This window comes from Nocardioides pini, from assembly GCF_026712185.1.
GTDB lineage: Bacteria > Actinomycetota > Actinomycetes > Propionibacteriales > Nocardioidaceae > Nocardioides > Nocardioides pini.
Map to the genome: position 1 here is coordinate 106,365 of NZ_JAPPUX010000003.1, position 26,043 is coordinate 132,407.

The 26,043-nt window shown below is 72.3% G+C and carries 21 protein-coding genes; 13 read left to right on the top strand and 8 right to left on the bottom strand.

Features of this window, described 5'->3' with window-relative positions; genetic code table 11:
* Positions 1-20: 20 nt before the first annotated feature.
* Complete coding sequence (locus NYO98_RS10200) at positions 21-656, top strand: hypothetical protein (protein ID WP_268111555.1); 636 nt, start codon at positions 21-23, stop codon at positions 654-656.
* Between the two features lie 7 nt (positions 657-663).
* Here NYO98_RS10200 and NYO98_RS10205 read toward each other — a convergent pair whose 3' ends face one another.
* Positions 664-1,770, bottom strand: a complete 1,107-nt coding sequence (locus tag NYO98_RS10205; protein ID WP_268111556.1) for a citrate synthase 2 — start codon at positions 1,768-1,770, stop codon at positions 664-666.
* Between the two features lie 54 nt (positions 1,771-1,824).
* On the opposite strand from NYO98_RS10205, the gene pdxH reads away from it, so the two are divergent.
* Positions 1,825-2,463, top strand: coding sequence for a pyridoxamine 5'-phosphate oxidase (gene pdxH / locus NYO98_RS10210; protein ID WP_268111557.1), 639 nt, complete (start codon positions 1,825-1,827; stop codon positions 2,461-2,463).
* Positions 2,464-2,544: 81 nt separating this feature from the next.
* On the top strand, positions 2,545-3,516 hold the full coding sequence (locus NYO98_RS10215; protein ID WP_268111558.1) for an ATP-binding protein: 972 nt from the start codon (positions 2,545-2,547) through the stop codon (positions 3,514-3,516).
* A gap of 6 nt (positions 3,517-3,522) precedes the next feature.
* Here NYO98_RS10215 and NYO98_RS10220 read toward each other — a convergent pair whose 3' ends face one another.
* Entirely contained in the window at positions 3,523-6,435 is a 2,913-nt protein-coding gene (locus NYO98_RS10220) for a hypothetical protein (RefSeq protein WP_268111559.1), read from the bottom strand.
* Between the two features lie 86 nt (positions 6,436-6,521).
* Between NYO98_RS10220 and NYO98_RS10225 the strand changes: the two genes are divergently transcribed.
* The 5 genes from NYO98_RS10225 (at position 6,522) to NYO98_RS10245 (ending at position 13,424) form a co-directional block, all read left to right on the top strand.
* Complete coding sequence (locus tag NYO98_RS10225) at positions 6,522-7,109, top strand: TetR/AcrR family transcriptional regulator (RefSeq protein ID WP_268111560.1); 588 nt, start codon at positions 6,522-6,524, stop codon at positions 7,107-7,109.
* Positions 7,110-8,843 (top strand): ABC transporter ATP-binding protein, encoded by a 1,734-nt coding sequence (locus NYO98_RS10230; protein ID WP_268111561.1) that lies wholly within the window; start codon positions 7,110-7,112, stop codon positions 8,841-8,843.
* A 2-nt stretch (positions 8,844-8,845) separates the two neighbouring features.
* Positions 8,846-10,852 (top strand): ABC transporter ATP-binding protein, encoded by a 2,007-nt coding sequence (locus NYO98_RS10235; protein ID WP_326494438.1) that lies wholly within the window; start codon positions 8,846-8,848, stop codon positions 10,850-10,852.
* Between the two features lie 509 nt (positions 10,853-11,361).
* Positions 11,362-12,945, top strand: a complete 1,584-nt coding sequence (locus NYO98_RS10240) for an MDR family MFS transporter (RefSeq protein ID WP_326494431.1) — start codon at positions 11,362-11,364, stop codon at positions 12,943-12,945.
* Positions 12,946-12,962: 17 nt separating this feature from the next.
* Positions 12,963-13,424: a MarR family winged helix-turn-helix transcriptional regulator gene (locus tag NYO98_RS10245; protein ID WP_268111562.1), complete on the top strand. Its 462-nt coding sequence runs from the start codon at positions 12,963-12,965 to the stop codon at positions 13,422-13,424.
* Positions 13,425-13,535: 111 nt separating this feature from the next.
* Here the strand turns inward: NYO98_RS10245 and NYO98_RS10250 are convergent, their stop codons facing one another.
* Positions 13,536-15,140 (bottom strand): glycoside hydrolase family 13 protein, encoded by a 1,605-nt coding sequence (locus NYO98_RS10250; RefSeq protein ID WP_268111563.1) that lies wholly within the window; start codon positions 15,138-15,140, stop codon positions 13,536-13,538.
* Positions 15,141-15,173: 33 nt separating this feature from the next.
* The gene (locus NYO98_RS10255; protein WP_268111564.1) at positions 15,174-15,965 is read right to left on the bottom strand and encodes a hotdog family protein; all 792 of its coding nucleotides are present in this window, start codon (positions 15,963-15,965) and stop codon (positions 15,174-15,176) included.
* A 62-nt stretch (positions 15,966-16,027) separates the two neighbouring features.
* On the opposite strand from NYO98_RS10255, the gene NYO98_RS10260 reads away from it, so the two are divergent.
* Entirely contained in the window at positions 16,028-16,708 is a 681-nt protein-coding gene (locus NYO98_RS10260; RefSeq protein ID WP_268111565.1) for a metal-dependent transcriptional regulator, read from the top strand.
* A 67-nt stretch (positions 16,709-16,775) separates the two neighbouring features.
* Here NYO98_RS10260 and NYO98_RS10265 read toward each other — a convergent pair whose 3' ends face one another.
* Genes NYO98_RS10265 through NYO98_RS10275 form a run of 3 tightly spaced genes read right to left on the bottom strand, consistent with a single transcriptional unit; the run spans position 16,776 to position 19,796 of the window.
* Positions 16,776-17,606, bottom strand: a complete 831-nt coding sequence (locus NYO98_RS10265) for a Sir2 family NAD-dependent protein deacetylase (protein ID WP_268111566.1) — start codon at positions 17,604-17,606, stop codon at positions 16,776-16,778.
* Complete coding sequence (locus tag NYO98_RS10270; RefSeq protein ID WP_268111568.1) at positions 17,603-17,869, bottom strand: DUF2277 domain-containing protein; 267 nt, start codon at positions 17,867-17,869, stop codon at positions 17,603-17,605. Before NYO98_RS10270 ends, NYO98_RS10265 begins: the two co-directional genes overlap by 4 nt.
* Positions 17,870-17,900: 31 nt before the next feature.
* Positions 17,901-19,796 (bottom strand): beta-propeller domain-containing protein, encoded by a 1,896-nt coding sequence (locus NYO98_RS10275; protein WP_268111569.1) that lies wholly within the window; start codon positions 19,794-19,796, stop codon positions 17,901-17,903.
* A 52-nt stretch (positions 19,797-19,848) separates the two neighbouring features.
* Between NYO98_RS10275 and NYO98_RS10280 the strand changes: the two genes are divergently transcribed.
* The 3 genes from NYO98_RS10280 (at position 19,849) to NYO98_RS10290 (ending at position 22,702) form a co-directional block, all read left to right on the top strand.
* Complete coding sequence (locus tag NYO98_RS10280; RefSeq protein ID WP_268111570.1) at positions 19,849-21,015, top strand: saccharopine dehydrogenase family protein; 1,167 nt, start codon at positions 19,849-19,851, stop codon at positions 21,013-21,015.
* A gap of 22 nt (positions 21,016-21,037) precedes the next feature.
* Positions 21,038-21,937, top strand: coding sequence for a CHAD domain-containing protein (locus NYO98_RS10285; RefSeq protein WP_268111571.1), 900 nt, complete (start codon positions 21,038-21,040; stop codon positions 21,935-21,937).
* 252 nt (positions 21,938-22,189) lie between these two features.
* Entirely contained in the window at positions 22,190-22,702 is a 513-nt protein-coding gene (locus tag NYO98_RS10290) for a GNAT family N-acetyltransferase (RefSeq protein WP_268111572.1), read from the top strand.
* Positions 22,703-22,741: 39 nt separating this feature from the next.
* Here the strand turns inward: NYO98_RS10290 and NYO98_RS10295 are convergent, their stop codons facing one another.
* Entirely contained in the window at positions 22,742-24,178 is a 1,437-nt protein-coding gene (locus NYO98_RS10295) for an MFS transporter (RefSeq protein WP_268111573.1), read from the bottom strand.
* Between the two features lie 287 nt (positions 24,179-24,465).
* Here NYO98_RS10295 and NYO98_RS10300 point away from each other — a divergent pair, with 287 nt between their 5' ends.
* Positions 24,466-25,959 (top strand): MFS transporter, encoded by a 1,494-nt coding sequence (locus tag NYO98_RS10300; protein ID WP_268111574.1) that lies wholly within the window; start codon positions 24,466-24,468, stop codon positions 25,957-25,959.
* The last annotated feature ends 84 nt before the right edge of the window (positions 25,960-26,043 follow it).

Below are 26,043 nucleotides of genomic sequence, written 5' to 3' on the forward strand. Positions count from 1 at the left end.
GGGGAAGATGAGACGAGTCGATGCGAGGGTCACTGCGCGCTCCCGCGCTGCTCACGGGCACCTGCGCCCTGCTGCTCGCGCTGCTCGCCAGCGGGCTCACCGCGGCCTCGGCCGAGGAGAGCAGCAGTCGACGGGGGACCGTCACGGCGTCGGCGCCGTTCCTCATGCCGATGGAGCCGTACGCCGGCTACCAGCCGCAGACCACCTGCAAGCGCACGCCGAAGCCCGGCGTGCTGATGCTGGCCGACTGGCTCGTCGCCCGCGGCGGGGGCTACGGCCCGATCAGCCGGTCGTGCGCCGGGTCGAGCCGCAGCGAGCACAAGGAGTCGCGGGCCTTCGACTGGCTCCTCGACGCGACCGATCCCGCCGACGCCGCGCTCGCCGCCGCCCTGCTCGACGAGGTGCTCGCGCCCGACGACACCGGCCAGCCGCACGCGCTCGCGCGCCGGATGGGGATCATGTACATCATCTGGGACGACCGGATGTGGGCGTCGTACGACGGGTTCGTCGAGAAGCGCTACCTCAGCTCGGGCTGCCGCACCCGGCGCACCTGCTCGCCGACGCTGCGGCACCGCGACCACCTGCACATCTCGCTGACCCGCCAGGGAGCGAAGGGTGCGACGTCCTGGTACTACGCCCAGGAGCCGCCCGTCTGAGGACGGCTCACGCGCCCCAGCGCGCGTCCCAGCCGTCGACCTCGTCGGCCGGGCGCGAGGCCGGTCCGGCGTAGACCGCGGACGGGCGGATCAACCGCCCGGTGGTCTTCTGCTCGAGGATGTGCGCCGACCAGCCACCCGTGCGCGCGCAGGTGAACATCGAGGTGAACATGTGCGCCGGCACCTCGGCGAAGTCGAGGACGATCGCCGCCCAGAACTCGACGTTGGTCTCCAGGACGCGGTCGGGACGACGTGCCCGCAGCTCCTCCAGCGCGGCCTTCTCCAGCGCCTCGGCGACCTCGTAGCGCGGGGCGTCGAGCTCGCGGGCGGTGCGTCGCAGCACCCGGGCCCGCGGGTCCTCGGCGCGGTAGACACGGTGCCCGAAGCCCATCAGCCGCTCGCCGTTGTCGAGCAGCTCCTTGACGTACGACGACGCGTCGCCGTCGCGCTTCTCGACCTCCTCGATCATCCCGAGCACCCGCGACGGCGCTCCGCCGTGCAGCGGGCCCGACATCGCGCCGATGGCACCCGAGAACGCCGCCGCCACGTCGGCGCCGGTGGAGGTGATGACGCGGGCGGTGAAGGTGGAGGCGTTCATGCCGTGCTCGGCCGCGGACGACCAGTAGGCGTCGATGGCGTGGGCGTGCTTCGGGTCGGCCTCGCCGCGCCACCGGATGAGGAACCGCTCGGCCAGCGTGCGCCCCTGGTCGACCTCGGACTGGGTGACGATCGGCTTGCCGAGGCCGCGCGCCGACTGGGCGGCGTACGACAGCACCATCACCGCGACGCGGGACAGGTCGAGGCGCGCCTGCTCGTCGGAGATGTCGTAGGTCTGACCCATGCCGAGCATCGGCGCCAGCATCGCGACCGCAGCCTGCACGTCGGCGCGGACGTCGCCGGTGTGGATCGAGATGTTGTAGGGCTCGGCCGGCGGGAGGCCGGGTGTGTAGGAGCCGTCGACCAGGAGCCCCCAGACGTTCTCGAAGGGGACGCGCCCCACGAGCTCCTCGATGTCGACGCCGCGGTAGCGGAGGGCGGAGCCCTCCTTGTCGGGCTCGGCGATCTGCGTCTCGAATGCGACGACACCCTCGAGGCCGTGCTGGATCTCGGTCATGGCGGTCATTGTGCACCCCGGCGCTCGTGCGCCACGCCCCACTAGGGTCGGGACATGGACCTGTCCGGACTGCGCGAGGAGTACGGCCGCGGCGGGCTGGACCTGCCCGACCTGGCCGCCGACCCGATCGAGATGTTCGAGCGCTGGCTCGGACAGGCGGTCGAGGCGGGGGTGCACGAGCCCAACGCGATGGTGCTGTCCACGGCGACGCCGGAGGGTGCGCCGTCGAGCCGGATGGTGCTGCTCAAGGGCATCGGCCCCAGTGGCTTCGTCTTCTACACCAACCAGGGCTCGCGCAAGGGTGCGGAGCTGGCCGCCAACGCGCGGTGCGCGCTGCTGTTCCCCTGGCACCCGCTCGAGCGGCAGGTCCGCATCGAGGGCACGGCCGCGCCGATCCCGGACGACGAGGTCGAGGCCTACTTCCGCTCCCGCCCGCGCGGCGCCCAGCTCGGGGCGTGGGCCTCGGACCAGTCGCGGCCGGTCGCCTCGCGCTCCGCGCTGGCGGCGTCGTACGCCCGCGTGCAGGAGCGCTTCGGCGACGACGGACCCGTGCCGGTGCCGCCCGCGTGGGGTGGCTACCGGGTGCGCCCGGAGGTCGTGGAGTTCTGGCAGGGACGACCCAGCCGGATGCACGACCGGCTGGTCTACCGCCGACGCGGCGACGGCTGGACCACCGAGCGCCTCGCCCCCTGAGCAGGCGCGCGGCAAATCTCGGCAGAACACCGGGCATTTCCCGCAGACGCGCGCCGACCGGTGGGTCTAGCCTTCTGAGGCATGCAGGGAGCGCCGAGCAGGTTGCAGGTGCGGCTGGCCGCCGACGCCGCCAGCGTCCCCGCCGTGCGCCGCTTCGTGGCCGACGGGCTGGCCGCCTGGGGCGAGGCCAAGCTTGTCGACGCGGCCGAGCTCGTGGCGAGCGAGCTGTCGAGCAACGCCGCGCTGCACGCGATGGCCCAGTTCATGCACGTCACGCTCGAGCGCGCCTGCGACGACGCCGCCGGCGTGCGGGTCGCGGTGGAGGACGACGGCCCGGTGGGCGTCGAGGCCGTGCTGCCCCGGACGCCGGGCGGTGCCGAGCTCGACGTCGACGAGCTCGACGCCACGGGACGCGGGCTGGCGATCGTCGCCATGCTGGCCGGACGCTGGGGGGTCGACGTGACCCGGCGGGGCAAGCGCGTGTGGGCGGAGCTCGTCGACCCGGATCCCGAGCACGAGGCGCTCGACCCCGTGCGCGACGAGACCGACGCGGCGACACCTCCGGGCGACCTGCCGCCCGGCTGGGTGCTCGTCCGGCTGGTGCAGTGCCCGGTCGCGCTCAGCCTGCGCCAGGACAGCCACCTCGACGAGCTGGTCCGGGAGCTCCAGCTGCTGTCGGTCGACGGGCACAACCACGAGTCGGCCGCCATCGCCGAGGAGATCCAGGGCCTCCTCGCCTCGCCGACGCATGCGCGCATCGCCGGCCGTCGGGCCGCCGAGCAGGCGCGTGACGACCACCTCGAGGCGGTCGACGTGGACATGGCCATGCCTCGCGAGGTCGGGCTGCTCGCCGAGCAGCTGCACCGCGCCGTCGCGCGGGCGGACCGGCTGTGCGAGGAGGGGCGCCTGCTGACCGTGGCGTCCCCTCCCGAGCTGCGCGAGGTGCGTGCCTGGATGACCCACGAGGTGACGGAGCAGGCGATCCGGGGTGCGGCGCCGACGTCATGGCCGGACTGGCTGAAGGCGGCCGTCCCTCCCGACCACGAGGGCTGAGCGACCTCAGCTCGACCGCGGTCGCGGCAGCCCGACCGCGAGGGCGGCGACCAGCACCGCACCGCCGGCCGCGGCCAGCCAGGTGGGCAGGCCGGTCGGGATGCCGAGGAACGTCGTGATCCCCAGGATCCGCGCCATCCCCCACGGGAGCAGCGCGAGCTGGTCGTTCCAGACGGTCAGCGCGTCCTCGAGCCCGACCGCCGCGAGCAGGGCGCCGAGCGCGAGCACCACGGCACCGACGGTGCCGGCCGCCGTCGCCGCTGCCCGCCGGCTCACGGACCGGGCGGCCAGCGACCACACGAGGGCGGCGAGGACCCAGCCGGCGAGGACGACCGCCACCACGACGTACGCCGACCGCACGCCCGGCTCGGTCCAGAAGGCGAACCAGTAGCCCCCGGGCCCCCGCCACGCCAGCACGGCCAGCAGCAGCAGTGAGCGGAGGACCACCGCCCCGCCGACCGCCGTCGCCACGTGCCACGACCGCGTGCGCCGCGTCGCCACGGCGACCACGAGCGCGAGCACGCCCCACCCGAGGCCGACGGCGAGCAGGTGGCTCGGTGCCAGGAACCACGTCAGCACCAGCCGGCTCCACACCACGCCCGCCACCGGCAGCGCCACCACCAGCCACGGCGACACCGGGCCGGGGTCGCGCCAGGGCGTGGCCGCGGTGCGCACGAGCGCCCGGCCCGTGCGGGTCAGGCCCAGCCCAAGCAACAGCGCCAGCAGCCCGCCGCGGGCCAGCCACGCCATCGGCAGGTCGCGAGCGGCGCGCTCCTCGCCGATCCGGGCGGCGGTGAGGTTGTAGGCCGGCAGCGCAAGGTCGTCGCCGTACGTCTCCTCGTGCTGGGCCGCGGCGGCGTCGAAGCGCTCGCGGGCGGACTCCCACACGTGGCGGCCCTCGCCCGTGTCGAGCCACTGCCCGTGGCGCAGCACCATCTCGCGGTAGGCGCCGAGCAGGGCGTGCAGGTCGACCTGGTAGTCGAGCGAGGCGAGCAGCCGGTCCCGCAGCTCCGGGTCCCGATAGGTCGCCTCGTTGGTGCCGGCGACGAGGTCGCGCATGGTCGTGGCGACGTCGATCGCGTGCTGGCCGTCGTCGATCGCCTCCGTCACCCCGTCCGGGCCGGAGTCGCGGGTGACGGCGTAGAGGACGTCGAGGACCGCGCTGTCGCCGGTGAGGACGTCCCACTCGAACAGCAGCATCTGCGGCGGCGGCTCGAGGCCGAGCGCGAAGGCGCGCACCTCGGCGAACTGGGGGACGTACTGCCCGTGGGTGACGGCCTCGCGCGACAGGGCGAGGGCCTCGGTCACCTTCGCGACCGTGCCGGGGTCGGTGGAGAGCCAGCGCCGCACCCAGTCGGCGGTGAGCTCCGCGGGGTCGGCGTCCGGGTCGCGCGCCAGTCGGCCCGCGACCTCGGTGTTGAGGTCGTAGAGCTGCCAGAAGCCGGTCGTCAGCAGCAGCGACCGCGGCCCCGCGCGCCACGGGCCGCCGTCCTGCGTCCACGTCCAGATGCCCTCGACGTGCGGGTTGGCGGCGAGGAAGCGGCGCAGGGCGAGCTGGTGCAGCACGCCGAGGTCGTCGGGCACGCTGCCGAACGACTCGAACTCGCGCCGGCTCTGCATCTCGACGATGCGGCGCTGGCTGCCCTGCTCGAGCGTCTCGTTGAGGGGGAGCCAGGAGTAGAAGTCGCCGAGGCTGTACTTCGTCGACACCACGAGCCGCGGGGAGTCGACGCCAGCGAGCACCTCGTCGTAGGACGCCGGGTCGGTGTGCATGTCCCCGACGGCGCCGACGCCGACGCTCCACGTGCGGAAGACGACGTCCCGGTCCGCGCGCTCGGCCTGCCCGGTGAAGGCGTCGAGCATCGCCCGGACGGCGGGCACGGTCGTCACGGTGATCTCGGAGTAGTAGTCGATGCCGGGGGTGTTGTAGATCGAGCCGCCCTCGCCGATGCGCAGCACGACGCCGGACAGCTGCGGGAGCTCGGCGTAGATCTCGTCGAGCGCCGCCTCGTAGACGTCCCACAGCCCGGGGTCGGTCGGGTCGAGGTCGAAGCGCTCGGTGAGGTGGCGCTCCAGCGGCGTGCTGAGCACCAGCATGTCGGTGCGGAGGTAGACGTCGAGGCCCAGCTCGTCGAGCTCGGCCCAGATCGGGCCGAACGCGTCGCGGAACGCCTCCGCGCGTGCGACGTAGTCCGGGTCGTCGGCGTAGACCTCCGGCACCCCGGCGAAGGTGACGTACTCGAGGAAGCCGGGCACGGTCACGGCGTTGTAGCCCTGCGCCAGCACGTGGTGGGCGAAGTCGAGCACGCTCTCGCGGGCGGCGGGCAGGGCCGCCTCGTCGATCCACGGAGCCTCCGGCAGGAGGACGTCCTCGAACGCGCGCGAGTAGTGCGAGTAGTCGGTGCCGCCGCGCCACTGGTCGGGGTCGGGGTCGACCCCCGCCGCGCCGAGGTCGACCATCCGGAACGGGAGCCTGGAGGTGACCGTCTCGCCGAGCCGCTCGGTGAGGGGGCGGTGCGCCCACGCGGCCTGCGCGAGGTCGTAGACGCCGCGGACCGCGCCGGTCTCGGACGCCGCACGGATCACGAGCCGCTCGGCGGTGCCGGTGAGCCGGTACGAGTCGTCGTCGGGGTCGCCGTCGCCGAAGCCGACGCGCAGGGTCGCCGTCCCCTCGCCGTCGGCCGTCGCGTCGCGCAGCTCGGTCGTCGCCGCCTCCATGCGCGTGCCGCCGGGTGCTGCGACGCGCAGGTGCGGGGGAGCGACGGGCTGCCGCGGGGGTGCCGCCCGCAGCACCTCCCCCGGCACGTCCTTGGGCTCGACCCGGATGCCCAGCGCGACCGAGATGCCGTACGCCGTCGCCGCGCCCAGGGCACCCAGCACCAGGAGGGTGAGGACGACCTGGAGCCCCCGCTTCATCACGGGCGCACTCTAGTGACGAGGGCCGAGCCCCGGGCGGGAAAGGAAAGAGGTTGTGAGTGAGTGCTCACTCACTTAGGCTGGAGGGCGTGCCACCACGTGCCAAGCCCCTCTCGCCCGACGACCGCCGGGCGGCCCTCGTCGACGCCACGGTCCCGCTGCTGCTCGAGCACGGGCGTGCGGTGACGACCCGCCAGATTGCCGACGCCGCCGGCATCGCGGAGGGGACGATCTTCCGGGTCTTCGACTCCAAGGACGACCTGGTCCTGGCGGCCCTCGAGCACGCGCTCGACCTCGACCCCTTCATCGCCCAGCTCCAGCAGGTCGACCCCGACCAGGAGCTCGGCGCGATGCTCCTCGAGGTCGTCGAGCTGTTCCAGCGGCGCTTCTCCCGGGTGTTCCAGCTGATGACCCGGATGGGCATGGTCGGCCCGCCCAAGGCCCATCGGCACATGGAGGCCGAGCGCGAGCGGGTGGGCGTCATCCTCCAAGGGCTCGCCGAGCGGCACCGCGACTCGCTGCGGGTGCCGCCGGGCCAGCTGATGCACATGGTCCGGCTGCTGACCTTCTCCGGAACCCATCCCCACATCTCCGACGGCAACCCGCTGTCCGCCGAGGAGATCGTCGACACCGTCCTCCACGGCGTGCTCAAGCCCCGGCAGAACAAGGACTCCTGAATGCTGCTCCGACTCGTCCGCACCTACCTCCGGCCGTACGCCCGCCCGCTCGCCGCGGTCGTGGCCCTCCAGTTCGTCGGCACGATGGCCGCGCTGGCGCTGCCCAGCCTCAACGCCGACATCATCGACAAGGGCGTCGTCACCGGTGACACCGGCTACATCGTGCGCCACGGCGGGTTGATGCTCGCGGTCTCGCTCGTGCAGGTCGTCTGCTCGATCGCGGCCGTGTGGTTCTCCGCGCGCAACGCCATGGGCTTCGGCCGCGACCTCCGGGGCGCCATCTTCCGCCGCGTCGGCTCCTTCTCGGCCCGCGAGGTGCAGCACTTCGGCGCCCCGTCGCTGATCACCCGCGAGACCAACGACGTGCAGCAGGTGCAGATGCTCGTGCTGATGGGCGGCACGCTGATGGTCGCGGCGCCGATCATGATGGTCGGCGGCATCATCATGGCCGCACGGGAGGACATCGGCCTGTCCTGGCTCGTGCTCGCCGTCGTGCCGGTCCTCGGCATCTCCATCGGGCTCATCGTCCGCCAGATGGTGCCGAGCTTCCGGCTGATGCAGGAACGCATCGACGAGGTGAACCGGCTGCTGCGCGAGCAGATCACCGGCGTCCGCGTCGTGCGCGCGTTCGTCCGCGAGCAGCACGAGACGACGCGCTTCGCCGACGCCAACGCCCAGCTCACCGAGGTCGCGATCCGCGCCGGCCGCTGGCAGGCCGCGATGTTCCCGACGGTGATGCTCGTGGCCAACGTCGCGACCGTCGGGGTGCTCTGGTTCGGCGGGCACCGCGTCGAGGCCGGTCACATGGAGGTCGGCGCCCTCACCGCCTACATCTCCTACCTGATGCAGATCGTCATGTCGGTGATGATGGCGATGTTCATGCTGATGATGGTGCCGCGCGCGGCCGTGTGCGCCGACCGGATCACCGAGGTGCTCGACACGGACTCGTCCGTCGTCCCGCCGACCGACGCGGTCGCCGAGCTGCCCGAGCGCCTCTCGCTCGAGCTCGACGCGGTCACCTTCGCCTACCCCGGCGCCGACGAGCCGGTGCTGCGCGAGGTCACCATGGCGGCCCGCCCGGGGGAGACGGTGGCGATCGTCGGCTCGACCGGCGCCGGCAAGTCGACCCTCGTCAACCTCGTCCCGCGCCTGTTCGACGCGACCGGGGGAGCGGTCCGCGTCGGCGGGGTCGACGTACGCCACATCGAGCCCGAGACGCTGTGGTCCCGGCTCGGGCTGGTGCCGCAGAAGGCCTTCCTCTTCCGCGGGACCATCGCCGACAACCTCCGCTACGGCAAGCCCGACGCCACCGAGGAGGAGATGTGGGCGGCGCTGGAGATCGCCCAGGCGCGCGACTTCGTCGAGGCGATGCCCGACGGGCTGCAGTCCGAGGTGGCCCAGGGCGGCACGAGCCTCAGCGGGGGCCAGCGCCAGCGCATGGCCATCGCGCGGGCGGTGATCCGCCGCCCGGCGATCTACCTGTTCGACGACTCGTTCTCCGCGCTCGACCTCACCACCGACGCGCGGCTCCGGGCCGCGCTGCGACCCGTCACGCGGGAGTCGACGGTCGTCATCGTGGCCCAGCGGGTCGCGACCATCCGCCACGCCGACCGGATCGTGGTGATGGAGGACGGCGCCGTCGTCGGCAGCGGCACCCACGACGAGCTGCTCGACACCTGCACGACCTACCGGGAGATCGTCGAGTCCCAGCTGACCGCCGAGGAGGTGGCATGACCATGAGCACCAGCCAGACCAAGCAGGAGGCCCCCGCCGCCAAGGACGGCCAGCTGAAGGAGACCGAGCGCGTCCAGGCCGGACCCGGCCCCGGCCGCGGGCCGATGGGCGGCGGCATGATCGGGCAGAAGGCCGACACGTTCTGGCCCTCGCTCAAGCGGCTGCTCGCCCGGCTGCACCCGGAGCGCCACAAGGCGTACGCCGTCCTCGTGCTGACGGTGCTCAGCGTCGCCGCCACCGCCGTCGGCCCGTGGATCCTCGGCCGGGCGACCGACCTCGTCTTCGCCGGCCTGATCGGCAGGGACGTGCTCGGGACCGGGGCGACCCAGGAGCAGGCCATCGAGGCGCTGCGCGCCCGGGGTGACGACAACCAGGCCGACATGCTCGCGTCGATGGACCTCACCGATGGCGTGGACTTCGGGGCCGTCGCGGACGTGCTGCTCGTCGTCCTGGCCGTCTACGTCGCCGCGTCGCTGCTGGCCTGGCTCGGCGGCTACCTGCTCAACGACGTCGTGCAGGGCACGGTGCTGCGGATGCGCTCCGAGGTCGAGGACAAGGTGCACCGGCTGCCGCTGGGCTACTTCGACAAGCAGCCGCGCGGCGAGCTGCTCAGCCGCGTCACGAACGACATCGACAACGTGAGCCAGACGCTCCAGCAGACGATGAGCCAGATGCTCAACTCGCTGCTCACCGTCCTCGCGGTGCTGGCGATGATGTTCTGGATCTCGCCGCTGCTCGCGGCCGTCGCGCTCGTCTCCGTGCCGATCGCGATGTTCATCACCGGCGCGGTGATGAAGCGCTCGCAGGGCATGTTCATCCAGCAGTGGCGACGCACCGGCACCCTCAACTCCCACATCGAGGAGACCTTCTCCGGGCACGCGATCGTCAAGGTCTACGGCCGGCAGCGCGAGGCGGAGCGGGTGTTCGCCGAGCAGAACGACGAGCTCTACGAGGCGTCGTACGGCGCCCAGTTCGTCAGCGGCCTGATCATGCCGATCATGATGTTCGTCGGGAACCTCAACTACGTCGTCATCGCCGTCATCGGCGGCCTCCGGGTCGCCAGCGGCACGATGTCGCTCGGTGACGTGCAGGCGTTCATCCAGTACTCCCGCCAGTTCACCCAGCCGCTCACGCAGGTCGCCTCGATGCTCAACCTGCTGCAGTCCGGTGTCGCGTCGGCGGAGCGCGTCTTCGAGCTGCTCGACGCCGAGGAGGAGTCGGCCGACGCGACCGGCCGCCCGGCCTCGTCGGCCGACGCGCGGGGCGAGGTGCGCTTCGACGACGTGTCCTTCTCCTACGACCCCGGGCGGCCGCTCATCGAGCACCTGTCGCTCGTCGCCGAGCCCGGCCACACGGTCGCGATCGTCGGCCCCACGGGCGCGGGCAAGACGACGATGGTGAACCTGGTGATGCGGTTCTACGACCCGCAGTCCGGGCGCATCCTCATCGACGGCGTCGACATCACCTCGGTCCCGCGCGGCGTGCTGCGCAGCCGGATCGGGATGGTGCTCCAGGACACCTGGCTGTTCGCCGGCACGATCCGCGACAACATCGCCTACGGGCGGCCCGACGCGACCGAGGAGCAGATCCTGGAGGCGGCGCGCGCGACCTTCGTCGACCGCTTCGTCCACTCGCTGCCCGACGGCTACGACACGGTCATCGACGAGGACGGCTCGAACCTGTCGGCGGGTGAGCGGCAGCTCGTGACGATCGCGAGGGCATTCCTGTCCGACCCGGCGCTGCTCATCCTCGACGAGGCCACCTCGTCGGTCGACACGCGCACCGAGCTGCTGCTCCAGCAGGCGATGGCGGCGCTCCGCTCGGACCGTACGTCGTTCGTCATCGCGCACCGGCTCTCGACCATCCGCGACGCCGACCTGATCCTCGTCATGGAGGACGGCTCGATCGTCGAGCAGGGCTCGCACGAGCAGCTGCTCGAGGCGGACGGCGCCTACGCCCGCCTCTACCGCTCGCAGTTCGAGGCGGCCGTCGAGGACGTGGTGGTCTGAGGTCCGCTCGCTTAATCCATTGAGCACCTCCGCGCGCCGACGTACGGTTGGGGCACACAGAAGGGAGGTGATCCGAAGAATGAGTTCTTTTCGGATGAGTGAGGTGGCTGCCCGCTAAGGCAGCCCGGTCCGCCGACAGCTGCCGGCGAATCCACTGCAGCCACCCGACCCGCAGGCTCCCGGTGTCATCCCCCGGGGCCCCTCTCCGAGGGGCAGCAGGCCTGCGGGTCGCTGCATTTTCGGGCTTTGTCACTTCTGCGTCATACCGATCCGCACCTATGAGTGCTCCTTCGTATGACGCAACGGCCGCGGCAGGGGGCTGCGTCATACCGATCCGCACCTATGAGTGCCCCTTCGTATGACGCTGCTGGCGGGCGACCGGAGCCGTGGGGTGATCCACGTCTCGTCGCCGTCGGATGGTGGAACAAACCCCGCGCCCGTATGGTTGTGGAGAGCAACTATTGCTGATCGCAACCGAACGAAGGACTGCAGTGACCCAGGCTCCCCCCGTGACCGCCGAGCAGGGCGGCGAGATGACCCACCGCCAGGTGCTCGAGGCCCTCAGCGGCCTCCTCCTCGCGATGTTCGTCGCGATGTTGTCCAGCACGATCGTCAGCAACGCGCTGCCGACCATCGTCGACGACCTGGAGGGCAGCCAGACCGGCTACACCTGGGTGGTCGTCGCGACCATGCTCGCGATGACGGCCACCACGCCGATCTGGGGCAAGTTCGCCGACCTCTTCGACAAGAAGCTCCTGGTGCAGTCGGCGCTGGTGATCTTCTCCGTCGGCTCGCTCATCGCCGGCTTCGCGCCGTCGATGGAGGTGCTGATCGGCGCCCGCGTCGTGCAGGGCCTGGGCGTCGGCGGCCTGACCGCGCTCGTCCAGGTCGTCATCGCCTCGATGGTCTCCCCGCGTGAGCGGGGCCGCTACAGCGGCTACATCGGCGCCGTCTTCGCCCTCGCCACCGTCAGCGGCCCGCTGGTCGGCGGCGTGCTCGTCGACACCGTCGGCTGGCGCTGGTGCTTCTTCGCCGGCCTCCCGGTCGCCGTCCTCGCCTTCGTGGTGCTGCAGAAGACCCTCCGCCTCCCGGTGGTCAAGCGCGAGGTGTCCATCGACTACCTCGGCGCCTTCCTGCTCGTCGGCGGCGTCTCGATCCTGCTCATCTGGGTCTCCCTCGGCGGCCAGAACTTCGAGTGGGTGTCGTGGACCAGCGGCCTGCTCGTCGCCGCGTCGGTCCTGGTCACCGCCGCCGCGATCCACGTCGAGGCCAACGTCGCCAAGGACCCCGTGATCCCGCTGCGGCTCTTCAAGGACCGCACCCTGACCCTCGCCACCGTCGCGTCGGTGCTGATCGGCGTCGCGATGTTCGGCTCGACGGTCTACCTGAGCCTCTACTTCCAGCGCGCCAAGGACATGAGCCCGACCGAGGCCGGCCTGATGTCGATCTGCATGGTCGGCGGCCTGCTCGTCTCGAGCATCGTCAGCGGCCGGATCATCTCCAGCACGGGCGTCTGGAAGCGCTGGCTCGTCGGCGGCATGGTCGCCGTCATCGCCGGCATCGGCCTGCTCGCCACCATCGACGCCTCCACCCCGCTGTGGCGCACCGGCCTCTTCATGGCCGTCCTCGGCCTGGGCCTCGGCGCGACGATGCAGAACCTCGTCCTCGCCGTGCAGAACACCATCGCCCTCTCCGACATGGGCGCCGGCTCGTCGGTCGTCGCGTTCTTCCGCTCGCTCGGCGGCTCGATCGGCATCGCCGCGCTGGGCGCGGTGCTGGCCCACCAGGTCGCGGACGCCGTCCAGACAGGCCTGGCCAGGCTGCTGGCGGTCCACCCGGAGTACGCCGACGCGGTCGGCCACCAGACCGGCGGCATCCCCGACGTCTCCACCCTGCCGGCGCCGATCCGGGTGATCTTCGAGAGCGCGTTCGGTGACGCGACCGGTCACATCTTCCTCGTGGCCCTGCCGTTCGCGGTCGGCGCGCTGATCGCCGTCCTCTTCATCAAGGAGGTGCCCCTGCGCACGTCGGTGAAGCGCGAGGACGAGCTCATGGCCGAGGTCTCGCCGGTCTCACCCGCCTCTCAGGCGTGAGCCCCACAATGACCACCGTGAGCACCCCCAGCACCACGTCGTCCAGGTACGACGACCTGCGCCGCATCGAGGCGGAGGTCGCGACGCTGATCCGCCGCGTGAAGCGGGTGATGGGCGAGCGTGCACGCGAGGTGCACCCCGACCTCCACCCGATGACGTTCTTCATCCTCACCCACCTCGCGAAGGAGGGGCCGCTGCGCGGCGCCGACCTCTCCGACGCGTTCGGGATGGACAAGGGCGGCGTCAGCCGCCAGGTCCAGGCGCTGGTGGACCTCGGCCTCGTCGAGCGGATGCCCGACCCCCAGGACCGACGGGCGATCCTGCTCGACGCCACCGCGGAGGGCCGCCGGCGGCTCGAGACGATGATCCGCAGCCGCAGCGACCGGTTCGACCAGCGGCTGTCGGCCTGGAGCGACGAGGAGCTGGCCGGGTTCAGCAACCAGCTGGCGGCCTACAACCGGGCCCTCAGCACCGACTGACCGACCGGTCGCAGACACCACCGCCTCCGGCGCCGGCGTCATACGGACCCGCACCCATGGGTGCCGATTCGTATGACGCAGCGCCGGAGGCGACGTCGTTCTAGGGGCGCGTCAGCGCAGCCAGGCAGCAGTGTCGCCGGGCAGCTCGCCGCCGTCGACCGGCGCGCTGGCCAGCAGCAGGTCGCCCGCGGGGAGCGGGACGGGGGCCTCGCCGCAGTTGAGCACGACCGTGATGTGCCCGCGGCGGAACGCCAGCACGTCGGCGCCGAGGTCGAGCATCTCGACGTCCTCGCCCGCGGTCCAGGCGAAGTCGCGCCGGGCCGCGAGGGCCGCGCGGTAGAACTCGAGGGTCGAGCCCTCGGCGCCGGTCTGGGCGTCGACGGTGAGCGAGGCCCAGTCCTCCGGCTGCGGGATCCACGGCTGGCCCTCGCCGGGCCCGAAGGCGTACGGCGCCTCGCTGCCGCCCCACGGGATCGGGACGCGGCAGCCGTCGCGGCCGACCTCGCCGGTGCGGAGGTAGGAGGGGTCCTGGCGGTCCTCGGGGGCGACGTCGACCTGCTCGAGGCCGAGCTCCTCACCCTGGTAGAGGTAGCTGGAGCCGGGCAGCGCGAGCATCGCCAGCGTGGCGGCACGGCCGCGGGCCAGGCCGCGCGCGCCGCCGCCGTAGCGGGTCACGTGGCGTACGACGTCGTGGTTGCTGAGCACCCACGTCGGCGACGCGCCGACCGGCTCCACCGCGGCGAGGGTGTCGGTGATGACCGTCGCGAAGGCCTCGGCCGACCAGTCGGTGAGCAGCCACGCGAAGTTGAAGGCCTGGTCGAGCTCGTCGGGGCGCACGAAGGCGGCCATCGACTCGGGCGTCTGGGTCCAGGCCTCGGCCACGGCCATCCGGTCCGGTCCGGCCTCGTCGAGGACGCGGTGCCAGGCGCGGTAGACCTCGTGGACCTCGGGCTGGTCCCACATGGGCTCGTCCTTGAGGTCGCGCGAGACCATCGAGTGGTCGGTGTTGACCTGGCCGGAGCTGGCGCGACCGCCCTCGGCGACGATCTGGTCGCGGAGGCTGGCCTCCTTGAACAGGCCGTGCGCCACGTCGACGCGGAAGCCGTCGACACCGCGGTCCAGCCAGAAGCGCAGGACGTCCTCGAACATCGCCGGCACCTCGGGGTTGCGCCAGTCGAGGTCGGGCTGCGTGGAGTCGAAGAGGTGGAGGTACCACTGGCCGTCGTCGACCTGGGTCCACGCCGGGCCGCCGAAGACCGACTCCCAGTTGTTCGGCGGGGTGCCGGCCGGCTTGCCCTCGGGGGTGTCGCGGAAGAGGTAGCGGGCGCGCTCGGGGCTGCCGGGACCGGCGGCGAGGGCCGCCTGGAACCACTCGTGCTGGTCCGAGGTGTGGTTGGGCACCAGGTCGACGACGACCTTCAGGCCGAGCTCGTGGGCGCGCGCGACCAGGTCGTCGGCGTCGGAGAGCGTGCCGAAGAGCGGGTCGACGTCGCGGTAGTCGGCGACGTCGTAGCCGTGGTCGTGCTGCGGGGAGGTGTAGAACGGCGTGATCCAGAGGGCGTCGACACCGAGGTCCGCGAGGTGCGGCAGGCGCGACGTGATGCCCGGCAGGTCGCCGATGCCGTCGCCGTCGCTGTCCGCGAAGCTCCGCACGTAGACCTGGTAGACGACGGCGTTGCGCCACCAGTAGGTCCTTGGATCGTTCAAATCAGCCATGGCCCCATCTTCTCAAACCGCCGGCGGGCCAGGTCAATCCGTGGCCGGTCCCCGGCCGCCGAACAGCGCGGGGTCGACGGCGATCCAGGTGTGCTCCGCGGTGGCCACGACGCGGCCGTCGGCGTCGTACAGCGTCGAGGCGGTGAAGGTCTTGCGCCCGTCGCGGCCGCGGCCCTCGCCGACGACGACGTGCGGCTCGCCGATGACCGGGAGGTCGTCGACGCGCGCGGTCATCCGCCCGAGCACCATCAGCCGCTCGGTGAGGTCGCCGGCCCAGCCGCCGATGCAGTCGAGCGCCGCCCAGGTGGCGGCGACCGAGGCGCGCGGGTGCTCGTCGACGTAGGTGTGCCAGTCCTCGTGGAGGCTCGGGTGCGGCGTCCACGGAGCAGCGACGCGGTGGCCGTCGGGACCCTCACCGACCCGGCCCGGGAAGATCCGCAGACCGTCGGCCTCCTCGCGTTCGGTCCCGCAGGCGAAGCAGGTGGGGAACGGGTGGAAGGTGTGTCCCGGGTACGACGACGAGGCGACCGCGGCGGTCTCCGGGTCGACGGGCTCCACCTCGGCGAGGGTGCGGTCGACGCGGTGCGCCGTAGCTATTGGGACGCCGCCAAAGGACGCGGTCGTGACGCCGGCCTCGGCGGTGATGTCGAGCGGGGTGTCGAGGGGCGGCGGCTGGCGCAGCGACACCTCGATCGGCGGCCAGCTGCCGCAGTGGTCCTCTGGTGCGTCGGTCGCGTCGAGGGCAGCCAGCGTGCCCGCGGTCCAGCCGCCGTTGCCGGAGTCGGGCGGTCCGCAGAAGCGTCGGGGCACGATCAGCTCGGTCACCGGGTCACTGTGCCATGGCGGGCATGCGGGTCGCAGTTGCCGGATGGGGAACAATGACGACCGTGAGTGACCTGATCGACACCACCGAGATGTACCTCCGCACGATCTACGAGCTCGTGGAGGAGGGCATCGTGCCGCTGCGCGCGCGCATCGCCGAGCGGCTGCACCAGTCGGGCCCGACGGTGTCGCAGACCGTGGCCCGGATGGAGCGCGACGGGCTGCTCACCGTGCAGGGCGACCGCCACCTCGAGCTCACCGACGAGGGCCAGCGCCTCGCCACCCGGGTCATGCGCAAGCACCGGCTGGCCGAGCGGCTGCTCACCGACGTCATCGGCCTCGACTGGGAGCTCGTCCACGCCGAGGCGTGCCGCTGGGAGCACGTGATGTCGGAGACCGTCGAGCGCCGGCTTCTCGAGCTGCTCGACCACCCCACCGAGTCGCCCTACGGCAACCCGATCCCCGGGCTCGACGAGCTCGGCGACGTCGCCGGCGAGGACTTCATGGACAACGTCGAGCCGCTCTCGGGTGCCGCGGTCGCGGAGGACCAGCGCGTCCACGTCAAGCGGATCTCCGAGGAGATGCAGAAGGACGAGGAGCTGATGGGCCTGCTCCGCCGCGTCGGTGCGCTGCCCGGCAAGACCGTGACGATCGCCCGCACCGAGGAGGGCATCCTCATCGGCTCCGGCGGCGAGACCGCCGAGCTCGTCGTCGAGGCGGCCGAGCACATCTTCGTGCGCCGCTGAGGCGCCGCTGGGCGCTGGAGTCACCGGATATCCGGTGACCGCCCTGGTTACAGGTAGAGATCCGTACCTATGAGCACGAAACTCGGGTGCACAGCTCGGTCAGGAACTCGCTGCACCCCACCTCGAGCTTGTACGACGCCAGCTCGTCGCCGCGGGTCGCACCACGGTTGACGATCACGACCGGCGTCCCGCCCTGGGCCGCCCGCTTCACGAACCGCAGCCCGCTCATCACGGTCAGTGACGACCCCGCCACCAGCATCGCGCCGGAGCTGCCGAGCGCCTCGACGGCTGCGTAGCAGCGCGCGACCCGGTCGGGTGGCACGTTCTCGCCGAAGAAGACCACGTCGGGCTTGAGCGGCCCGCCGCACGGGCAGCGCGGCACCACGAAGTCGTGGGTGTCGTCGAGGTCGACGTCGCCGTCGGGTCGCGACTCCACCCAGCCGTGGCGTTCGAGCCAGCCGGGGTTGAGGGCGTCGAGCTCGCGCTCGAGCGCGTCGCGGGAGGACGTCGTACGGCAGGTGAGGCAGACGACCTCGGCGACGCGACCGTGGAGCGCGACGAGGCGCCGCGACCCGGCGGCCTCGTGCAGGCCATCGACGTTCTGGGTGATGAGCATGCCGGGGTCGAGGTCGGCCAGGGCGTGGTGCCCGGCGTTGGGCTCGGCACGGCCCATCCGCTGCCAGCCGAGGTGGCTGCGCGCCCAGTAGCGCTGCTGGGCCTCGGGGGTGGCGACGAACTCCTGGTAGGTCATCGGCGCACGTGCCGGTGCGCCCGGGCCGCGGTAGTCGGGGATCCCGGAGTCGGTCGACAGCCCGGCGCCGGTCAGGACGACCAGCGGCCGGGAGGCGAGCAGGTCGAGGGCCTGCTCCTCGGTCGGGAGACGGGCCGCGAGGCTCACGCGTAGCGCGCCTGGGCGCGGGCTCGGGCCTTGGCCGCCTCGACCTCGCGGTTCTTCGGCGGCGCGGAGGTGACGAGGTCGTCGAGGAGGTGCTCGGTGATGTGGGCGATCTCCTTCACCGCGGCGTAGAACGCCGCCTCGTTGGCCTGCGACGGCTTCGTCGTGCCGGCCACCTTGCGCACGTACTGCAGGGCGGCCGCGGTGACCTCGTCACGCGTCGCGGGCGGCTCGAAGTTGTTGAGCGGGCGGATGTTGCGGCACATGGCTCCGAGGGTACGACGCGGGCGGTGCGGCTCACAGCGCGAAGAACGAGACGTCCTCGCCCGTCACGAGCGCGACCTTGCCGGAGGCGAGCGGCACGAGGCGTACGCCGGCGACGTCGGTGCCGTGCTCGACCTCGACCATGCGGTTGCTCATCGACCCGTCGGCGAGCGAGAGCACCGAGACCCAGCCGGTGGTGCCCGTCCAGCCCTGGCCGACGACCGTCAGGACGGTGCGCTGCTCGGGCAGCCAGGTGAACTGGCGCGGGTCGGTCGCCGCCCCGGCCTGGGTGCCCTCGTCGTAGCGGACGACGTCGAGCTGGCGGGGGTCGGTGAGGTCGGTGACGTCGAACAGCGCCGCCTGCGCGCCGCGGACGGCTCCGTCGAGCGAGGCGTCCTGGCCCATCCCGACGAGCCGGTGCTCGCCGAGCGGGTGGAGGTACTCGGAGAAGCCGGGGATCTTCAGCTCGCCCAGCAGCCGCGGCGCGGCCGGGTCGCTGAGGTCGACCGCGTAGAGCGGGTCGGTCTGGCGGAAGGTGACCACGATCGCGAGGTCGTCGAACCACCGCACGGACTTGATCTCCTCGCCGACGCCCAGCTGGTCGACCCGCCCGTCCTCGACGAGGTCGGCGCCGTCCTCGCGGAGCGTCAGCACCGAGTTGAAGTCGCCGGTCTCGCTGCTCGGTCCGACCGCGACGCGCAGCGAGCCGCCGACGGCGTCCATCGACCAGCGGTCCGCGATGGTGCCCTCCACCTCGCCCGAGGCGACGTACGTCGCGTCGGTCCCGTCGAGGGCGAACGCGAAGAGGGGCGTGGTGCCGCCGGCGTCCGGCCCGCCGGTCGGGCGGCAGGTCATGCAGTCGACCCAGCCCCACTGGGGTGCCGAGGCGGCGAGGTAGAACCGGTCGGTCGAGAAGTAGGAGGTCGCGGAGTCCGTCGCCACCGCGGTCGTGGTGAGCTCGGTGGGCTCGGCGGGGTCGAAGGCCAGGAGGGTGGTGGTGCCCAGCGCCACGTCGGCCTGGGGGATCGCGACGTCCGCGCAGTCCACGACCGGCGCGCCGTCGATCGTGGGGAGCCAGTCGGCGAGGGTCGTGTCACGCACGAGCGCGCGGTTGCGCAGCCGCGCCCGGAGCTGGCCGAGGACCCCGTCGGGCGCGGAGAAGTCGAGCTCGGGCAGACCATTCTGGAGCACCACGCGCACCACGTCGCCGTGCAGGCGCACCGCCGACGCGCGGCCGCTGACCGTGGTCACGTCGACGACCGTGGGCGAGGTGGGGTCGGCGAGGTCGACCGTGGTGATCGTCGTCGACCTCCCGTCGGTCGAGGAGCCGAGCACGACCGCGCGCCCGTCGACGAGGACCATCTCGCCCCCGGGGTCGCCGACCCAGCCGCTGCCGCGGGCGTCGTCGAGAGGGGTGGCGGACAGCAGCCGCGGCTCCGCGCCCGAGACGTCGTACGCCAGCAGCTCGCCGTCGCGCAGCCGCACCAGCAGGCTGCCGGCCGCCTTCACCACGTCGGCCTCGTCGACGCCGGCCTCCTGGACGTTGGTGCCCGACTCGTTGCTCGTGGTGCGCGAGGTGCTCACCGTCGACCGGGCGGCCTCCGAGGAGGGAGCGGCACCGGCGGCCGCGTCGCCGCTGGTCATGACGTCGTAGACCACGTCCCCACCCCAGCCGTAGGCGCCGACCGCCTCGAGCGCCCGGTCGACGTAGGAGGCGAGGAGCTCGTCGCACCCCGCCGCGACCGTGAGGTCGGCATTGGCGAGCACGATCGGCGGCGACGACGGCGGCCGACCACCGCCCTCGGTGTCCCTGCCCAGCGCGTAGCCGACACCGACGGCGGCGGCGAGGCTGGTGACGACCGTGGCACCGGTGACGAGGCGTCGAACGCGCCGAGCCGTGGGCTTCGAGGTGGGCTTCGAGGTGGCCATGGCGGTGGGACGGGCTCCCGACGGCCGTGGTTCCGCGTGGCACGATGGCGCGATGACCGACCGCGACCTGGACCTCGTCCTCTTCGGCGCCACCGGGTTCACCGGCGGCCTCACGGCCGACTACCTCGCCACTGCGGCGCCGGCCGATCTGCGGTGGGCGATCGCCGGGCGCAACCCCGACAAGCTCGAGGACGTACGCCGCCGGCTGGCCGAGCAGGGGGCGAGCGACGTCGAGGTGCTGGTCGCCGACTCGACCGACGCCGCGTCCCTGGCCGACATCGCCCGCCGGGCGCGCGTGGTCGCCACGACGATCGGCCCCTACCTCGAGCACGGCGCCCCGCTGGTCGCCGCCTGCGCGGAGGCCGGCACCGACTACCTCGACCTCACCGGCGAGCCGGAGTTCGTGGACCGGATGTTCCTCGAGCACCACCAGACGGCCGTGCGCACCGGCGCCCGCCTCGTCCATGCCTGCGGCTTCGACTCCATCCCGCACGACCTCGGCGCCTACTACACCGTTCAGCAGCTGCCGGACGACGAGCCGATCACGCTGCGCGGGGTCGTCCGGTCGGGCGGCGCGTTCTCGGGTGGCACCTTCCACTCGGCGATGGAGCAGTTCGCCCGAGCGAAGCAGATGCGCGCGACGTACGCCGCCCGCCGGCGCGCGGAGTCGCGACCGGAGGGCCGGTCGTCGCGCGCCGTGCGCGGCAAGCCGCACCGCGACCCGGTGCTCGGCTACTGGCTGCTGCCGCTGCCGACCATCGACGGGACCATCGTGGCCCGCACCGGCGCCGCGCTGCCGTCGTACGGCCCGGAGTTCCGCTACTCCCACTGGGCCGGCACCAAGACCCTGCCGTACGCCGTGGGCGGCGCCGTGGGTGTCAGCGCCCTGACCCTCGCCGCGCAGGTCAAGCCGGTGCGCGACCTGATCACGTCGCGGGTCCCGCGGGGCTCGGGGCCGTCCGCGGAGAAGCGCGAGAAGTCGTGGTTCACCGTCGACTTCGTCGGCGAGGCCGGCGGTCGGACGGTCCGCACGCGCGTCTCGGGCGGCGACCCGGGCTACACCGAGACCGCCACGATGCTCGCCGAGGCGGCGCTGTGCCTCGCCCTCGACGACAACCCCGAGACGGCGGGGCAGGTCACGCCTGCCCAGGCGATGGGTGACGCGCTGCTCGTGCGGCTGCAGAAGGCCGGGATCAGGTTCGAGACGCTCGCCGGCTGACGACCTGCTGGATGATGGGCGGGTGACGGTCGATCGGCACCTCCCGGCTGCCGAGGTGCTGCGCTCCCACCTGGCCGGCAACTTCGCGACGCTGGGCGAGCAGGAGGCACTGGTCCGGTCAGGTGACGCGAGCGCGATCCACAAGATGCGCATCGCCGCGCGGCGCCTCCGGACGCCGCTGCAGACGGGACAGCCGCTGCTCGTGGTACCCACCGACGCGCTCGTCGACGAGCTGCGCTGGCTCGGCCGCGAGCTGGGCGGCGCCCGCGACGCCCAAGTGCTCCGCGAACGGCTCCGCCACCTGTTGTCCACGCAACCGCCGGAGCTCGTGATGGGGTCGGTGGACGTCCTCGTCGACGACGAGCTGTGCGCCGCCGAGCAGCGCGGACGCGCGCAGGCGATCGAGGCGCTGGGCGGCACCCGGTACGCGCGCCTGGTGGACGGGCTCGACCGCCTCGTGCGGGACCTCCCGGCGACGGAGGAGGCCGACGGACCGGCGGACGAGGTGCTGCCCCGCCTGGTCCGCCGCGAGCTGAAGCGCCTGCGACGGGCCGTCGGGATCGCCGAGCAGGCCGATGCCGGCGAGGCGAACGACGTGGCCCTCCACGTCGCGCGCAAGAAGGCGAAACGGCTGCGCTACGCCGCCGAGATGGTGGTCCCGGCCCTGGGCAGGCCGGCGGAGGAGCTCGCCGCGTCCGCGAAGGGGGTCCAGCAGGCCCTGGGCGAGCACCAGGACACGGTGATGTCGCGCCGGTTCCTGCGCGAGCTGGGGGCACGCGCGCACCTCGACGGGATGAACGGGTTCACCCTCGGCCGGCTGCACGCCATCGAGGAGGCACGGGCCGCGGCCGCGGTCGCGGACTTCGAGCGCGCGTGGGGCGAGCTGAAGGACAAGACGGTCCGCACGCGCCGCGGTGGCTAGTCGCAGTTCGCACTGACCGGCACGTCTGCGGCGACCCAAGTGAGCCCAGACGGGCCTCGCACGGTGCCAAGATGCGCCAACGCGTCACATGACCGTCCCGCCGAGACGACGGCGGGTGCGCTGAGCTTGGAAGGACGGCCGTCGACGATGTCCTCGCAGCCGACGCGTTACCCCAGCGGCGGCCAGACGTTCGCGTTAGAGGGCAAACGTTCGGCCCTTGCTCGGCAACTGCTACTGGGCGATCATGCCCGCGTGTCAACCAGCCTCAACGTTTCAGTCACCCGAGATCAAGGGGCCTCCAGTCGCGGGGAGGCCGCTCGAATCTGGGCCGTTGCCACGGCACACCGCGACGGACGATCTGAGCCGGCTCCGACCTCATCGGCGCTCCCCGTCATCGAACGCGGGCTGGGTCATGCCGGAGCAACGCTTCACCTCGCTTCGTTGCGCGGGCGCGCGGCTGGCTTCGCGCTGGTGGTCCCGCAGGACCGCGCTCTGGAGATCCTCTACCTCGGAGTCGACCCACAGGCATGGGGGGCTGGAGTCGCGAGCCGACTGCTGGCGGACGTCTGCGAGTACGCCAACGAAATGTCGAGTCAGGAGGTGGAGCTCTGGGTCTACGACGACAACACCCGCGCTGTCGACGTGTACACGCGAGCAGGCTGGGTCGACACCGGCGAGGTGCGGATCCATCCCACATCAGGTCGACGCGAGCGGCGCTACGCCCGCAGCACGACGGACCCGCGCAGCGCACACGACGAGGGGTGAACCTTCAACGAAGGCGCTGTTTGAGCCGTGAGGGGTCCCTCACCGCCGCGCGCCGATGCAGCCGAGCACTGCAGTAGTCAGGGCAACGGTCGCAGCCGCCAGGAATGCGGCCGGGAACCCGGAACCGGACTCTCGCAGCGCGAGAGTCGTGAAGGCGGCGGTGCCGAGTGCTGCGCCGACCTGGGTGGCGCTGCTGGCCAGCCCCGAAGCCAGGCCGGCGTGGGCGTCGGGGACGGCTGAGGCGATGACCATGGTGGTGGGGGTGAAGCTGAGCGCGACGCCGGCGGCAACCAGGAACAGGCCCGGGAGCACGCCCAGCAGGTAGCCGGCTTGGTCGGGGGCGCAGGCGAGCCACAGGTGGCCGCCCGCCAGGACGACGAGGCCGGCGATGAGGCTGACTAGGGGGCCGAACCTGCGCAGGACGCGAGGCAGGAGTACGAGCGAGACGACGAAGCCGGTCAGGGAAGTGGGGACCATGGCCAGTCCACCCGCCGCGGGGGACATCGCGAGCGCCTGCTGGAGGTAGAGCGCGACGAGGACGAACGTGGAGGCGCGGGCTGCTCCGCCGAGGACGGCCAGCGCCACCCCGGTCGCCAGCATCCGGGAGCGAAACAGGTCGAGGGGCACCAAGGGTTCGGGCGCACGCCGCTCGGCACGGATGAAGAGGGCCGTGAGCGCGACGGGGACTGCTACTCCGACGATGGCGGACTGCTCCCAGCTGCCGGACGCGAGGCTGAGTGCGCCGTGGACGAGCGCGACGACAGCTCCGGTGATGGTCACTGCTCCGCTCAGGTCGAAGTGGTGGTTGGCCCGCTGCGGGATGTCGTTGAGGACGCGCCCGGCCATGACGACGGCCAGCAAGGACACGGGGACGGTGACCATGAAGACCGATGACCAGCCGAACGTGCCGGCCAGCAGCCCGCCCGCGGCGACTCCGGTGGCGCCGCCTAGCGTGGATGCGGCGCCCCACAGGCTCATGGCCCGTGCCCGACGCTCGCCGGGGAAGTTGACGAGCAGCAGCGCCATCGCGGCCGGGCTCAGACACGCTGCTCCAGCACCCTGCACGACCCTGCCGGTCAGGAGCATCCATTCGCTCGTAGCGGCCGCTGCCACGAGCGTCCCCACGGTGAACAGGGCCGACCCGACGGTGAACATGCGTCGCCGGCCGACGTGGTCGGCGACGCGACCGCAGAGCAAGAGCAGCCCGCCGAAGGTCAGCACGTAGGCATTCACCACCCAGCTCAGGCTGCTGGCGCCCAGGGACAGCGACGACTGGATCGATGGCAGGGCCACGTTGACGATCGAGGTGTCGAGCATCACGACGAACTGGGCCGAGACCAGCAACGCCAGGGCGAGCCCGCGGCGGGACCGGCTGGGTCCGCCGGGGCGAGTGCTCGGGCCAGAGCTCGCCATCGCAGGAAGGGCGGCGGGAAAGGTGGCGGTCGGTGTGGCAGGAGGGGTCGTGCTGGTGGTCATGGCTGTCACCTCGGTCGTGGAGTCGTCTTCGTCCACGGTCGCGGCGACCGGTCACGGGTCGCACCGGGGAGATCGCCGGGATTGCGGGCCGGGCGCTGCGCGGTCCGCCCCCTGCCGCTGTCCGTGCGTAGCTGCCGCCACGCGCTGAGCACCCAGCACCGGAGTTGATGCCATCACCTCAACCGGAGGTAACCCGGCGGATCCACCGGCGCGACCGGGCCACCTCGGGTCGGACGCTCGGGTCACCGGCATCACCGAGCCGGCATCACCTTCCCGAGGAGAACGCCATGAGCACCCACTCGCCCCACTCGACGACGGCACCGCCGCCCGGACACGACGAGCACGCCGGCCACCACCCGGACGCCGCGGACCACCCGCCGGAGACCCGACGCCCCTGGACGGTTCTGGCCCTCATGCTGGCCGCGCAAGTCATGGTCGTCCTTGACGTGAGCGTGGTGAACGTCGCCCTTCCCAGCATCGCCACCGACCTGCACCTGTCCTCGAGCAGCTACCAGTGGCTGATCAGCGCTTACGTGCTGCTCAGCGGCGGTTTCCTCCTGCTCGGCGGACGCGTCGCTGACCTCTTCGACCGCCGTCGGGTGTTCCTCACCGGCCTCACGCTGTTCACTGCCGGCTCCCTCACCGCCGGCTTCGCCGACACCGCACTGACCCTCATCGCATCCCGCGGCGCCCAGGGCGCCGGCGCAGCGCTGCTCACCCCCGCAGCCATGTCCATCGTCATGGCCACCTACTCGGGTCGCCAGCGCGCCACCGCCCTCGCCATGTGGGGCACCGTCGCCAGCATGGGCATCGCCGCCGGCGTGCTGTTCGGCGGCATCCTCACCACCGCATTCGACTGGCGCGCCGTGTTCTTCATCAACGTCCCCATCGGCGTCGCAGTCGCCGCCGGCGTCCTGGTCAAGGTCCGTCTCGCGCCCACCCGGGCTGCTGGCCGCCGCCAGCTCGACGTGTCCGGGGCAGTGCTCCTGGTGACGGGCCTGCTCACCCTCGTGTACGCCGTGGAGTCCACCACCAGCCACGGCTGGACCGCACCCCACACGCTCGTCGCCGCTGGCCTCGCAGCCATCCTGATGACCGGGTTCGTGGCCAACGAGCGCAAGGTCGAGAGCCCCATCGTCCCGCCCGCCACCTGGCGCATCCGGTCCCTGGTGTCCGCATCCACCGTCATGGCGGGCGTCACCGGAGCCGTCGTGGGTGCCATCTTCCTCAGCTCGCTGTACCTGCAGCAGGTGCTCGGCTCATCCGCGCTCATCACCGGCCTGCAGTTCCTGCCGCTGGCCGCCTTCATCACCGTGAGCGCCGCCGCCGCATCGAAGGCTCTGCCACACGTCGGCGCGAAGAAGCTCATCGCGGTCGGCCTGGTGATCGCCACCGCCGGAGCCCTGGTCCTCTCGTTCGTCGACTCCGACCCCTCCTACCTGAGCGACGTGCTGCCGGGCTTCGCGCTGCTCGGCCTGGGCGTGGGCCCGATGTTCGTTGCCATCTCCGTTGCGGCGATGAGCGACGTCGCGCCTGAGCAGTCAGGTCTCGCGTCGGGACTGATGATGACCGGTCACGAGATCGGTGCCGCTCTCGGCGTTGCAGCCCTGACCGCGGTTGCCGGAGACCTCACCACCGCCGCGGGCATCACGTCGGGCAGCCACCACGCGTTCCTCGCCGTCGCCATCGGGCTCGTCGCCCTGCTCATCCCGACGTTCCTGCTGCCCGCCCACGACCCGGACCACACCCCCGCGGGGCACGGCCACGGGCACGGGCACTGACGGCGCTCAGCCGCACTGCTGACCCGGTGGTTTCCCCGGCGCGACCAGGCGCCGGGGAGACCGAGGCTCAACCCACCAGACGTG